Origin of the sequence: Streptosporangium sp. NPDC000509 (assembly GCF_042898365.1) — a bacterium.
Classification (GTDB): Bacteria; Actinomycetota; Actinomycetes; order Streptosporangiales; family Streptosporangiaceae; genus Streptosporangium.
Genome location: NZ_JBIAYX010000003.1, coordinates 406,917 through 418,980, shown reverse-complemented (window position 1 = coordinate 418,980; position 12,064 = coordinate 406,917). Strand labels below are relative to the sequence as shown.

The following is a 12,064-nucleotide window of genomic DNA, read 5'->3' as shown; positions in this document are numbered from 1 at the left end:
CAGAGAACGATCGAGGCGAAGAAATGGCAGAACTGTCCGATTCCGTACGCGAGATGTTCGACGCCGCGAACTTCGCGACCGTGACGAGTCTCAACGAAGACGGGAGCCCGCAGGCGAGCGTCGTCTGGGTGAAGACGGACGGGAACGACGTGGTGTTCTCGACGATCAGGGGCAGGCGCAAGAGCCTCAACTTCGCGCGTGACCCGCGTACGGCCATCGTGGTGTTCGATCCCGCCGACCCGTACCGCTACGTCGAGGTGCGGGGGACGGTCAGCCTCGCCGACGATCCCGATGGCGCGCTCATCCAGGAGATGTCGCACAAATATCGCGGTGAGGACTGGGTCGAGGAGAAGCCGGAGGTGGAGAGGCTGATCGCCAGGATCGTCCCTGAACGCGTGGTCTATCACGGTGCTGTTTCGACGGACTAGTCGGGCGACATTCACCGCTAGTGGTCATAAAACACTCTGCTGAGTGTCTTCAACGTCCCGCAACTCGGTTTGTGAGGCGAGGTGAGGCATTAGCCTTGCCTTCGTGAGCCTGCAGCTATACGACACCAGCGTACGCACCGTCCGCGAATTCGTCCCGGTGGAACCCGGCCGGGCCTCGATCTACCTGTGTGGTGCCACCGTGCAGGCTCCCCCGCACATCGGGCACATCCGCTCGGGCGTCAACTTCGACGTGCTCCGCCGCTGGATGATCAGGTCTGGGTACGAGGTGACCTTCTGCCGCAACGTCACCGACATCGACGACAAGATCATTAGAGTCGCCGCAGCCGAGAACGTGCCGTGGTTCGCCGTCGCCGAGCGTAACCAGAGGGCCTTCACCTGGGCCTACGAGGTGCTGGGTTGCCTGCCCCCGACCGTCGAGCCGCGTGCCACCGGTCACGTGCCCGAGATGATCGAGCTGATGGACCGGCTGATCGCCGCCGGTCACGCCTACGCCTCCGGCGGTGACGTCTACTTCGACGTCATGTCCTACGCCGACCGGTACGGCTCGCTGTCCAACCAGAAGCTCCAGAACATGCGGGCCGCGGGCGACACCGAGACCGACTCCTGCAAGCGGGACCCGCGCGACTTCGCGCTCTGGAAGGGCGAGAAGCCGGGGGAGCCGACCTGGCCGACCCCGTGGGGCCGGGGCCGTCCCGGCTGGCACCTGGAGTGCTCCGCCATGGCGACCAAGTATCTCGGCGCCACCTTCGACATCCACGGCGGCGGCGTCGACCTGATCTTCCCGCACCACGAGAACGAGCTGACCCAGTCCCAGGCGGCGGGCGACGGCTTCGCCCGCTACTGGATGCACAACGGCATGCTCAAGATCGGCGCGGAGAAGATGAGCAAGTCGCTCGGCAACTCCCTGCTCGTCCCCGAGGTCACCAAGAAGGTTCGCCCGGTCGAGCTCCGTTACTACCTGGCGGCACCCCACTACCGATCCTCGATCGAATACTCGGAGGAGGCGCTGTTCGAGGCCGCCTCGGCCTATCAGCGGATCGAGGGCTTCGTCACCCGCGCGGCCGAGGTCATCCACGACGTCGACGCGCACGCGCCGCTTCCCCAGGCGTTCTCCGACGCCCTCGACGACGATCTGGGCACCCCCCAGGCGCTCGCCGTGGTGCACGAGGTGGTCCGCGAGGGCAACGTCGCGCTGGCCCAGGGCAACAAGGAGCAGGTCGCAAGGCTGCTCGCCGAGACGCAGAACATGCTCGACGTCCTCGGCCTCGACCCGCGCTCGGAGCAGTGGCGCTCCTCGGGCGGCGAGACCGGCATGCGGGCGACCGTCGACGCGCTGGTCGCCGTCGCGCTGGAGCAGCGGCAGGCGGCGCGGGCGCGCAAGGACTTCTCGGCGGCCGACAGCATCCGTGACCAGCTTTCCCACGCGGGCATCCACGTCGAGGACACCCCTCAGGGCCCGCGCTGGGAACTCTCGCGGTGAAACCAGGCCGTACGCTATAGACCATGGCTGGTGGGGGTAAAGGGTCCGGGCGACCCGCGAAGAAGAAGAGTCCGACCAAGGGCACGGGCGGTAACGTCCGCCGAGGCTTGGAGGGCAGGGGAGCCACCCCGCCGGCGCACATGCGGCACTGGCACAAGGACAAGGCGCGCACCGAGCGGGTCGAGCGCGAGGAGAGGACCGGCAGGTCTCCCTCCCCGCGCACCCCGGTTCGCACCCGGCGCAGCGACGACGCGCCCGAGCACATCGGCGGGCGCAACCCCGTCGTGGAGGCGTTGCGGGCCGGAGTCCCGGCCAGCACGCTCTATGTGGCCCTGCGCATCGACAACGACGACCGCGTCAAGGAATCGGTCCGCATCGCCGCCGCCCGGGGCATCGCGATGCTGGAGGTCGGCAGGGAGAAGCTCGATCGTCTCACCGAGGGGGGGATCCACCAGGGCATCGCCCTGCAGATCCCCCCGTACGACTACGCACACCCCGACGACCTGGTCCGCATCGCCCAGGAGGGCGCGGAGGTCCCGCTGATCGTCGCTCTCGACAGCGTCACCGACCCCCGCAACCTGGGCGCCATCGCCCGCTCGGCCACCGCCTTCGGCGCCCACGGTCTGGTCATCCCCTCCCGCCGCTCGGCCGGGGTCACCGGCGGGGCCTGGAAGACCTCGGCCGGCACGCTGGCCACCCTGCCGGTCGCCCGCGCCGCCAACCTCACCGCCACCCTGCGGGAGTACCGCGAGGCGGGCCTGTTCGTGATCGGCCTGGACGGCGAGGGCACGGTCGACATCGGCGAGGCCAACCTCCTCGACGGCCCGCTGGTCGTCGTCGTGGGCTCCGAGGGCAAGGGCCTGTCCCGACTGGTCCGCGAGGCGTGTGACCTGGTCGTCCGCATCCCGATGCGGGCCGCCGCCGAGTCGCTCAACGCCGGCGTCGCCGCGGGCATCGCCCTCTACGAGGTCGCCCGCCACCGCCGTTCCTAACGGTTCGCAATCGGCGGGGCATACCTCGGTGACGTACGGGGAGTGAGCCGACTACACTCGACTGGCGACCGTGCCGACGTAGCTCAATCGGCAGAGCAACAGTCTTGTAAACTGTAGGTCAGGGGTTCGATTCCCCTCGTCGGCTCGCATGTGAAAGGCCAGGTCAACCGGTATCCGGTGACCTGGCCTTTCGCCGTTCAGGGGAATTTTATGATCTTCCGTGCCCGTTGCGTGCCCGATGGCTTCTCAGGCCCGCCCGCCCGTGCCCGTTTGAACGCCCGCCCGAGCGCCTTGGCGATGGCCTTGTCCCGGTCCTGACTGGCGTGCTGGTAGATCAGCGCCGCCCGCGTGGAGGAGTGCCCCATCCGGGACATCAGCTCCTTGAGGCTCGCTCCGGTGGAGGCGGCCAGGGTGTTGCCGATATGGCGGAGATCATGGAAGTGAAGGCCGGGAAGCCCGACAGCCTTACGGGTCCTGTCCCACGTCCGGCGGAACCCGGAGTGCTTCAACGGCCCGCCGTTGGGACCGGTGAACACGCGCCCGTACTCTCCCGACTCGGCGAACATCTCCAGATGCACCCGCAACTCAGGAATGATCTCCGAGGGGATGGAGACCGCCCGCCGACCGGCCCGCGACTTGGGGGAGTCGTCCAGCACCTTCCCGCCGCCGATCTCGACCAGCGCGCCGGTAACCCGGATGACTCCTTGATCAAGGTCAAGATGTGTACGGCGGAGTCCGGCCAACTCACTCCACCGCAGGCTTGCGAAGGTGCCCAGGAGCACGAGCGCCCGATACCGATCGGGGACGGCCGCCACGATCTCAACGACCTTGGCCAGCGGGATCATCTCCCGTTCGGGGGTGTTCGGCATGCCCGCGCCCTTGATCCGACACGGATTCTTGCGGATCAGCTCATCATTTACGGCCGTACCCATGATCGACTTGAGAAGCTGGTAAGCCTTGGCCACGGTGGACTGTCCGACGACGCCGAGCCGTTCCTTACGCCAGCGCCGCACGTCGGCCTCCTTGATGTCGGCGAGGCAGCGATTGCCGAAAGCCGGAGCGAGGTGGTTTTTGAGCAGGCCCCGGTACAGCAGCTCCGTCCGGTGCTTGAGCACCCGATCATCGATCCACTCGGCGGCATATGCGCCGAAGGCCACCTTGCCGGCTTCCGGACTCATCCAGTCGCCACGCTGGATCTCGGCCTCTTTCAGGACGAGCCACTTGTCCGCGTCCTTCTTGGTGGCGAAGGTCTCCGGTGCAGGGCGGTCCACGCCGTCAGGTCCCGCGTAGCGAGCTTGGAACCGTCCGGAGGGGAGTTTCCGTACCCGCCCGAAGCGCCGCTTGGTGGCCTTCCTGGCCCGTGACGGCCGGGGGTTCTCCTCCGGGGTGGCCAGAGCGGTTTTAGCCATTACGCGGCTCTCCTGCGTCGCGTGGTGGTGATCGGTTCGACCAGTCCGGCGGCGATGAACGCCTCTAGCGCCGCTTCGGGGATGCGGACGTTGCGTCCTACGTGGATGAAGGCGATCCGGCGTTCTTCGATCAGGCGCCGGGGGAAGCGGACCGAGGTGTTCAGCCGTTCGGCGGCCTCTTCGACGGTGAGCAGTCGGCCCCGTGCCAGCTCTGGGAGGAGCGAGACAGGCTCTTGCCTGGTGTTCCTGGTCACGCCGCCACCTCCAGAGCTGGAGTTGCCGAAAGGTCGGGAACAGGGAGGCCGTCCGCTCTGGCCTGGAGTTCGGCCAGGCGTGCTTTGGTGCGATGGCGGTCGGAGACGCCGCGTAGCAGTCGTTTGGCCAGTGGGGTGCGGTTGGGGTCGTTGGTGGAGACCGGTCGCCAGACGTAGCGGTGTGGGTCGGTGGGGGTGTCGTCGGGCAGGCCGAGCATGTCGAGGACCCAGGCCCGGCGGTCGGCCTTGTGCTCGCGGAGGGTCTTGTTGGACCACTTGCGGGAGACCAGGACGCGGCGTCCGGCGTAGCCGAGGTGTTCGGCTTTGTGTGCCTTGCCCTTGCAGCGGCCCGGCAGCATCCCGGCTTTGGCTCCCTTGGGCTGGATGCCGTAGCGCAGCCAGTTCGGGCAGGTCGGCGAGCACGGTTCGTAGCGCAGCGCTTCGACCATGCGGGCAGCGTGGTCGCGGCGGGCAGGGTTGTCGGTGGCGGGGTCGTCGGGGGCGAGGGGGTCGCCGAGGTTCTTGGTCAGGTACTTGGTGAGGTAGCCGATGCGCTTGTGCGCGTCCGGCGATCCGGCAACGAGGCCTTGGACATCGACTTGAGGGCCGAAGCGGACCACGTGCAGCGGTTCGGCCTCGTCGTCCTGGTCGAGGTGGTCAAGCGCCTCATCCCAGGTGGGCAGGAGTTCGCCCGTGGCGGGGTCGAGGTAGTCGCCGCTCTGTCCGTCCGGGTAGGTGGCGCCGTCGCCCAGCTCAGCCCGTTCCGTCCAGATGGGCAGGTGGTCGCCGTCGAAGCGGACTTCATCGGCGGATGGCCACCACACCTGGTGGTAGGTCGCCGCAGCGATGGCCTTGATCTCCGCGCGGGGCAGGGTGCCGCGGATGGCCATGTGCAGGTGAGGCGCGAGCCGCTTTTGGGGTTCGACGGTGGCGAAGTACTGCACGTCATAGCCCGCGACCCGGCGCAGGTTCTGCACGAAGCGGTCGACCAGCTTGGAAAAGTGCAGCGCGTCGCGAGCAGCGCGAGCGTAGTCGTAGCTGCTTGGGTCGACCGGCACGCCCAGGCCGGAGCGGATCTTGCCGTAGGAGGGCAGGGTGAGCGTGACGAACAGCGACGGCCGATACACCCTGCCATCGGCGGCGATGAACGTCCGGCCGAGCGTGGTGTTCTCCTTGGCCCGCTTGGGCAGGTCCGGCGCATCCTGGCGCCGCCTCGTGGAACGCGACCGCTTCGGAGCCGACCGGCCCCCCAGGACGTTACCGCGCATCCCGGCAGCGTTGATCTCTGCGTCGATGCCCGCGATGGCCTCGTCCCAGTCGGCGACCTCTCCCCCGTCCCCGTCGCGTTCGGCCTCGTCGCGTTTGGCTTGGACGTCGGCCCGGAACTCGATCAGCCACCGCTGCTCTTCGGTGGAGGGGTGCGGTTCGGCGATGGGTTCGGCTTCCAGGTGCCAGCCTTCCCGGCACTGCGCCCGCCGCAGCTGCTGATTGCGTTTGGCGCACGGCGGGCACTTGGCTTCCTGCGTGGTGCCACAGGGGATGTCGAACGGTTCGCTGTGGCCGGTGTGGGTGTCCAGGCGCCGCATCTCGATCGGGCGGATGCAGACCCCGTTGAGCTTGGCCACCTCGATGGCGACGTCCAGGGCGACGGGCAGGGTGTCACGCACCAGCCGGGGAAGGGTGCGATCAGCGCCGTTCGGCGGGGCATCGGTTGCGGGGGTGGACGGGTGGGCGGGGGTGTCGGTCACATGGCCCCCTTGGGGTCGATGAGGTCGGCGCAGAGCCGGTAGGCGTCGCGGTAGGGGTGTTTGCGCAGCCGCGCGGAGTCGAGGTCAACAATCACCGTCACCTCAGCCAGCTCGGAGCCGTCGAAGGTGCGCAGCCGCCGGAAGGACAAGCCCTCGATCTCGGCAGGAGTGCCGTGCAGGATGATGCGCATCAGGCCGCCCCCTCCAGCTCGATCGGCAGGGTGTCACTCGTGATCAGGGCCGCCATGGTCCGGATGTCGGCATCGGAGACGTAGGCCGCGCGCACCCGGATCGGATCGGGTGAGGTCTCCAGCCGCACGTAGGCGACGCCCGCGCCCCGCTCAGGGATTGGGGAGATGTGATCGGCCAGCGCTCCCCGATCACGGGCGCCGTCGCCGAGGACCATGTCCACCTGCTCTGACTCATCGAGCCGGAGCGCGATCTTGTCGGGGAACAGGTTGCGGATGTTCATGACCTCCTTACGCGGGTCCTGCAACGCGGCCATGACGCCGAACCCGACCGCACGCCCCTGCGTGGTCAACGTCGCCAATGCGGCGGAGATGCGGAGCTTGAGGCTCTTGTCGGATTGGTAGGCGGTCAGGAACGCCACCTCGTCGACGACCACCAGGACGAACGGGTCATCGACGGTCGGGGTGTGCGAGCGCTGGAGTCCGGCGTAGCGATCGGCCCGCTCCTGCATGATCTGCACAGCCGCTTCGAGGAGATCGGCGCACGCGGCCGGATCGGCGGCGTAGCGGTCACCGAACAGGTCGCGCCCGAAGGACAGCTCCATCCGTTTGGGATCGAGTGCCCATACCTGCGCGATACCGGCCCGGACCGCTGGGAGGAGACCACGGATGGCCGACCACAGGAACGAGCCCTTACCCGCACCCGTCGCACCCGCGATCAGCACGTGTGTGCCGTGCACGGTGAGCCGGTACGGGGAGCCGTCTTCACATGTGCCGATCTCGACCGGCCCCACCGACGCCACCGCGGGGAGGGGAATCGCCGGCAACGGGACGGCCAGCGGGTCACGGCGGGGAAAGGTCAGCTGAAGACGACCGGCCCGCACCACGGCCACCCGGCAGGAGGAGGCACCGAAGCCGTGCGCGAGGTGGTCGAGGCGATCGGTCCAGTCCTTGACCGCCTGCCCACTGATCATCTTCACCGTGACCACGTCCGCCCACGAGGTACAGCGGACACGGACGAGATAGGGAAGGTAATCGCGGCCCTGGAGATGACGACCGAGGCCAGAGACGATCATCACCGGTTGCCAGTGACGCCGATACACCCACACCAGGCGCCAGAAGGCCAGCAGCCGCCAGCCCATCCACCGGTTGAACGAGGCCCGATCGAAGAACGGCCACGGCGCGAGGATCGAGAGCGGAACGGCGACGAGGACCAGGGCGACGCGCCAGCCGTACACAAGGGCGACGGTGGCAGGAACGGCGAGGACGGCGACGGCGATCGGGTGACGCCAGATGAGCCGGACCATTCCGGCCAGCAGTCGCCCCAGGAAGATGGTGATGGTGACGATGGCCGGGGTCGTGACCACGGCCGGGCGAAAGACGACGGCGGTGTCGGGGGTGGTGGTGACGAGGGTTCGTGTCTCGTCACCGGGCAGTTTTTTGAACATTAGGCTTAAGCCCTCTCTTGATTCGCTGTCTGGGGAGACCGAGGGGCCGCCGGAATGCCAGTTCCAGCGGCCCCGCTTGCGTGTCAGGCCGCGACCTCGTCCAGGCCCGGCAGCACCGGAGTAGCCGCCTGGTCGGTGCGCAGGCGCTCGCAGTCGGCGAGGTAGCGTGCGGCGGCGTCGGCGATCTGCCGGGCGAGGATCACGTCCTGCTCGGTGACCGGCCCACCACCCGTGGTGGAGATCATCACCTGTGCCTCCCGAGAGGACAGGTTCAAGAACGGCCGTTCGCGTCCGACGCCCAGCGCCATGACCGACAGGTCCGGCGTGTAGAACGCGAGGTCGATCCGGGTGCCGTCCTCGTCGATCGACACCGAGGCGCGGGTGTAGGGGGTGCGCTCGCTCATGCCGCCACGTCCTTACCGGCCGAAGCCTTGGCCGAGGCCGCAGCCGAGCGGGGAGCGCGCATCGCGGTCGCCCGCAGGGACCAGGCCAGACGGCCCGTCTTCTCGGCGACGTAGGCGGTGGCGGTCATGCCGTCGAACTCCACCGGCACGAACGGCAACCCCGGCAGAGCAGCAGGGGGAACAGGCTGGACCGGGGACAAGATCTTGACCGCCACCGTCTTCTGTCCGGCCTTGAGCGTGGGGTCTGCGTCCATGACGGCGACCTGCCAGACGAGTTCGCCGGTGGTCTTGTCCTTGGCGTAGACGGTGCGTCCGCCGGTGGAGGCGGTGAAGTCCTTGACCTGCTCGACCTCACCGACCACGTAGCAACCGTGCGGGAAGACCTGGTCGAAGCTGACGGGGATGGGGCCTTGGATGGCCATGATGTGTTCTCCTGTTGTTCGCTTGTTCTGTTGCTAACTCGTACTGTCAAGTTGAAGCTAAACGATGAACGGATACTCGACAAGACGAGTTTCCGTTTGGGTGTGTGGTCTACGTCACACTACAGAGAGTAGGTGTCTTCCAGTTCGTGAAGCGTCCCCGGCAGAGCAACCTCAATGACCATGACATGACGATTCCCGGCGAAGACCCGAGCCGTCACCCCCATGACCGCCGCCGTCTTGCCCAGCCCCAACAGCTTCATCTCATCAGCCGTGGGGTGACGAGCCGCCAGACGTTCGATGACGTGATCCAGCCGTAGCCCCTTGACCGCCTGCACGTGTTGACGAATGCCTGCCGTCAGCGGCAGCGCCTTGCCCAGGTCGGTTCCCTCGGCCAGTTCGATTGGACACCAGAAGGTGACCAGCTCACACGGATCATCGCCGTCGCTCAGCAGGATTCGACGCATCATGACCGGCGCCCCGGTGGGCAGAGCCAACGTCGCGGCGATGTTCGCCGGAGCCGGACGAGGCCCCGCCTCCAGCACCGCAGCGCTCTGGCCGGCTTCCGCACGATCGAGGACGGCACGGCCAGGCCGGGAGAAGTCCTCCTCAGCCAGCGGAGGCGCCATCTTCACATACGAGCCCTTGCCATGCTCGCGGTCAATGAAGCCCCGCAGCTGCAACACCTGAAGTGCCCGCACCACGGTAGGACGACTGACCGCGAACTCCCGGACCAGTTGCGACTCTGACGGCAGCATGGAGCCCGGCGGATACGTGCCGTCCGCGATCTTGTGCCGGATCGCCGCGACGATCTGGGCATACTTCGGAGGCGCGTACTCATCACCGGAAACGGACATGTTAATAACCCAACTACTCGACTTGTCGTCAGCATAGATGCGAACCCTTCGCTTGAAAAGCGAATGCTCTCTCGCAGGTCAGGAGTGTGGCGGTGCGAGACCTCCGGCGCCCTCCGCAGCCAGTCACCGCACCACCACACTCGTCTACCGAGCCCGCCCAGCCAGCAGCGCCGACCAGACGGCCCGAGCTTCGGTGACTCCCCACAGACGGGTCTCATGGATCACATGACCGCCATCGCGTTGAACGGTCCGCCGGATGAACCCCTGACCGGCGCCAACGTGAAGTTCGTAGATCGTGGCCCGACACACGCACGTCCACGCCTGCGGGTGCGCCCGTTCCAAAGCCCCGTCCGGCGTCCGCCATTCCAAGCGAGCGTGATCACGCTGGGCCATGACCACGTGCGGGCTGATGCCGACGCACTCATCAGACAGGATCGGCACGATGAGCCCCCGCCATCACATCAGGCAGTGGATGAGCCCTCCGAAGGTCGGTGTAGCGGAACGCCACCCGCCGCGCGGCCCGGTCAGGCTCCGCCGCAGCGTGCCAGGCATACAGCACCCGTCCGCGCCTGGCATCCAAGCGCCCCGTACTCCACCAAAAGGCCAAGCCGTCTGACCAGACGGTCAATCCCGTCCAGACCGACACCACGGCCAGCCCGTAACCGTCGTTGACGTCGGCATCGATCCCGCACCGCTCCAGCTCCACCTTCAAGGACTCCGCCGCGCCCACCGGAGAACAGACGTCGCCGAGGGCCAGGCGTCCCGCAGGTGGTAGGGCGTTCATGCGCGGGAGCTCGTGGTCGGAGCGGGGGCGACTGCCTGCCCCTGACACAGGGAGCAGTCGTCTCGGACACGGATGAAAGACAGGGCCGATCCGCGCGGACCGCCGATCAGGGCACGCCGCTGGCTTACGTACTTCCACCCTTTGCCGTCGCATGAAATGCATGCTTGCCCGGTCATGACGTGTGCCCCTCAAGTCGACGCTTCGCGCGCAGTAGACCTGCCTCCAGTAGACGTCTGCTCGACTAGAGGAGTGAGCGCGTAAGACATTTATGACTCCTCTAGAGGAGTTCGTCAAGCGTTATCGCGCAGGTAGCTCATACGAGAGCACATAGGCATCACTCGACATCACCGTGTCGCACACCTCCACCGCACGACCATCAGCGGCATAAGCCGTACGGACCAGGTGAAAGACCGGAACACCCGGCGCCAGCTTCAACGCCCGCACCTCATCACGCAACGGCATCCGAGAGCGGATTTCCTCCACAAAACGATCCAGCCGAAACCCCAACTCCTCCAGCCGCGCGTAGATCCCACCCGGACCACTGTCCGGCTGCGCGATCCGCGTACCCCGCGCGATCTCCGCCGGAATGTACGACACCGCCGTCTCCACCGGCTGACCGTTGATCAAATACCGACGCGACCGAACGATCACATGATCTTCCAAGCCGATCCCGAGCAGTCCGGCGACCTCCGCAGAAGGCCGCCCCTCGGTGATCTCGATGGAATCAACGGTCGGCCTCCCGCCCGCACCCTCGGTCTCCGCGATGAACGCCGCCTTACCCTGCTCACGATGACGACGCGCGAACCGGTCAGAAGCCAGCCGCCGCACCGGAGGATGAGACCGGACGAAGACCCCGCGCCCATGTTCGGCGACCGTCAGCCCTTCGCCCTGGAGGACCTGGAGCGCGTTGCGAATGGTCATCCGCGCGACGCCGTAGTGTTGCATGAGCCGAGCTTCCGAGGGCACCTTGTCACCTTCGGCCAGAGTGCCCCGCTCGATCGCCTGCCTGATGTGATCGGCGATCTGCCGGAACACGGCCCGATCGCTGGTCGGGTCCAGATCCGGAAACGGCAGCTCGGCCACGACCAACAACTCCTCAACTCGTACATACGTGTACCGCAGTCCGAGAATAGCGATCAGCAGCCCCGGAGGACATCCGATGGATCACCACCACCCGCAGCACTCCGTCAGCGTGGCAGGCGTGATCATCGACGACCAGGGCCGCGCCCTCCTCACCCAACGCCGAGACAACAACCACTGGGAAGCACCCGGCGGAGTCCTGGAGCGCGACGAGGACATCACCACCGGCCTCCTCCGCGAGATCCACGAAGAGACCGGCCTGCACGTCGAGCCCGTCACCCTCACCGGCGTCTACAAGAACATGACACGCGGCATCGTCGCCCTCGTCTTCCGCTGCAAGGTCATCGGCGGCCACCTCACCGAAACCGACGAAGCCCGCGCGTTCCGCTGGGTCACCGCGGACGAGGTCCAAGAACTCGCCTCCGAAGCATTTGCCATCCGCGTCCTCGACGCCATGCACCATGACCAGGCGCCGGCCATCCGCCACCACGACGGCACTCATCTGCTTGAAAACTGAGAGGCGTTGCTGAGCTCAACCCGACTCCCCGCTTA

General features: G+C 67.1%; 14 protein-coding genes and 1 tRNA gene. 5 read left to right on the top strand and 10 right to left on the bottom strand.

What is annotated here, in order from left to right:
• Positions 1–23: 23 nt before the first annotated feature.
• The 4 genes from ACFY3D_RS08155 (at position 24) to ACFY3D_RS08140 (ending at position 3,066) form a co-directional block, all read left to right on the top strand.
• On the top strand, positions 24–428 hold the full coding sequence (locus ACFY3D_RS08155) for a PPOX class F420-dependent oxidoreductase (protein WP_350943166.1): 405 nt from the start codon (positions 24–26) through the stop codon (positions 426–428).
• Positions 429–531: 103 nt separating this feature from the next.
• On the top strand, positions 532–1,929 hold the full coding sequence (gene cysS / locus ACFY3D_RS08150) for a cysteine--tRNA ligase (RefSeq protein WP_350943167.1): 1,398 nt from the start codon (positions 532–534) through the stop codon (positions 1,927–1,929).
• A 23-nt stretch (positions 1,930–1,952) separates the two neighbouring features.
• Positions 1,953–2,921, top strand: a complete 969-nt coding sequence (rlmB, locus tag ACFY3D_RS08145; protein WP_362895883.1) for a 23S rRNA (guanosine(2251)-2'-O)-methyltransferase RlmB — start codon at positions 1,953–1,955, stop codon at positions 2,919–2,921.
• Between the two features lie 72 nt (positions 2,922–2,993).
• Positions 2,994–3,066: transfer RNA gene (locus ACFY3D_RS08140), tRNA-Thr, on the top strand.
• Between the two features lie 52 nt (positions 3,067–3,118).
• Here the strand turns inward: ACFY3D_RS08140 and ACFY3D_RS08135 are convergent.
• From ACFY3D_RS08135 to ACFY3D_RS08090, 10 genes are all read right to left on the bottom strand, one after another.
• On the bottom strand, positions 3,119–4,330 hold the full coding sequence (locus tag ACFY3D_RS08135; protein ID WP_389976347.1) for a tyrosine-type recombinase/integrase: 1,212 nt from the start codon (positions 4,328–4,330) through the stop codon (positions 3,119–3,121).
• Positions 4,330–4,584 (bottom strand): excisionase family DNA-binding protein, encoded by a 255-nt coding sequence (locus tag ACFY3D_RS08130; RefSeq protein WP_389976344.1) that lies wholly within the window; start codon positions 4,582–4,584, stop codon positions 4,330–4,332. Before ACFY3D_RS08130 ends, ACFY3D_RS08135 begins: the two co-directional genes overlap by 1 nt.
• A complete protein-coding gene (locus tag ACFY3D_RS08125; protein ID WP_389976341.1) occupies positions 4,581–6,332 on the bottom strand; it encodes a replication initiator in 1,752 nt (583 codons plus the stop codon). The genes ACFY3D_RS08130 and ACFY3D_RS08125 overlap by 4 nt, the downstream gene beginning before the upstream one ends.
• Positions 6,329–6,523, bottom strand: a complete 195-nt coding sequence (locus ACFY3D_RS08120) for a hypothetical protein (RefSeq protein ID WP_389976338.1) — start codon at positions 6,521–6,523, stop codon at positions 6,329–6,331. Before ACFY3D_RS08120 ends, ACFY3D_RS08125 begins: the two co-directional genes overlap by 4 nt.
• Positions 6,523–7,968 carry an FtsK/SpoIIIE domain-containing protein gene (locus ACFY3D_RS08115; RefSeq protein ID WP_389976335.1) on the bottom strand — a complete coding sequence of 482 codons (1,446 nt, stop codon included), beginning with the start codon at positions 7,966–7,968 and terminating at the stop codon, positions 6,523–6,525. The genes ACFY3D_RS08120 and ACFY3D_RS08115 overlap by 1 nt, the downstream gene beginning before the upstream one ends.
• 83 nt (positions 7,969–8,051) lie before the next feature.
• A complete protein-coding gene (locus tag ACFY3D_RS08110; RefSeq protein ID WP_389976332.1) occupies positions 8,052–8,372 on the bottom strand; it encodes a hypothetical protein in 321 nt (106 codons plus the stop codon).
• A complete protein-coding gene (locus ACFY3D_RS08105) occupies positions 8,369–8,794 on the bottom strand; it encodes a plasmid replication, integration and excision activator (protein WP_389976329.1) in 426 nt (141 codons plus the stop codon). The genes ACFY3D_RS08110 and ACFY3D_RS08105 overlap by 4 nt, the downstream gene beginning before the upstream one ends.
• A 119-nt stretch (positions 8,795–8,913) precedes the next feature.
• Positions 8,914–9,648 (bottom strand): GntR family transcriptional regulator, encoded by a 735-nt coding sequence (locus tag ACFY3D_RS08100; protein WP_389976326.1) that lies wholly within the window; start codon positions 9,646–9,648, stop codon positions 8,914–8,916.
• Positions 9,649–10,072: 424 nt separating this feature from the next.
• Positions 10,073–10,432, bottom strand: coding sequence for a hypothetical protein (locus ACFY3D_RS08095; protein WP_389976323.1), 360 nt, complete (start codon positions 10,430–10,432; stop codon positions 10,073–10,075).
• 297 nt (positions 10,433–10,729) lie between these two features.
• Entirely contained in the window at positions 10,730–11,515 is a 786-nt protein-coding gene (locus ACFY3D_RS08090) for a GntR family transcriptional regulator (protein WP_389976320.1), read from the bottom strand.
• A gap of 76 nt (positions 11,516–11,591) precedes the next feature.
• Between ACFY3D_RS08090 and ACFY3D_RS08085 the strand changes: the two genes are divergently transcribed.
• Positions 11,592–12,029 (top strand): NUDIX hydrolase, encoded by a 438-nt coding sequence (locus ACFY3D_RS08085; protein WP_389976317.1) that lies wholly within the window; start codon positions 11,592–11,594, stop codon positions 12,027–12,029.
• The last annotated feature ends 35 nt before the right edge of the window (positions 12,030–12,064 follow it).

Bases quoted from the DNA above. Each gene is read 5' to 3' on its own strand.
- ACFY3D_RS08155 (WP_350943166.1), top strand. From the start codon at position 24: ATGGCAGAACTGTCCGATTCCGTACGCGAGATGTTCGACGCCGCGAAC.
- rlmB (WP_362895883.1), top strand. From the start codon at position 1,953: ATGGCTGGTGGGGGTAAAGGGTCCGGGCGACCCGCGAAGAAGAAGAGT.
- ACFY3D_RS08135 (WP_389976347.1), bottom strand. From the start codon at position 4,330: ATGGCTAAAACCGCTCTGGCCACCCCGGAGGAGAACCCCCGGCCGTCA.
- ACFY3D_RS08120 (WP_389976338.1), bottom strand. From the start codon at position 6,523: ATGCGCATCATCCTGCACGGCACTCCTGCCGAGATCGAGGGCTTGTCC.
- ACFY3D_RS08115 (WP_389976335.1), bottom strand. From the start codon at position 7,968: ATGTTCAAAAAACTGCCCGGTGACGAGACACGAACCCTCGTCACCACC.
- ACFY3D_RS08110 (WP_389976332.1), bottom strand. From the start codon at position 8,372: ATGAGCGAGCGCACCCCCTACACCCGCGCCTCGGTGTCGATCGACGAG.
- ACFY3D_RS08105 (WP_389976329.1), bottom strand. From the start codon at position 8,794: ATGGCCATCCAAGGCCCCATCCCCGTCAGCTTCGACCAGGTCTTCCCG.
- ACFY3D_RS08100 (WP_389976326.1), bottom strand. From the start codon at position 9,648: ATGTCCGTTTCCGGTGATGAGTACGCGCCTCCGAAGTATGCCCAGATC.
- ACFY3D_RS08095 (WP_389976323.1), bottom strand. From the start codon at position 10,432: ATGAACGCCCTACCACCTGCGGGACGCCTGGCCCTCGGCGACGTCTGT.
- ACFY3D_RS08085 (WP_389976317.1), top strand. From the start codon at position 11,592: ATGGATCACCACCACCCGCAGCACTCCGTCAGCGTGGCAGGCGTGATC.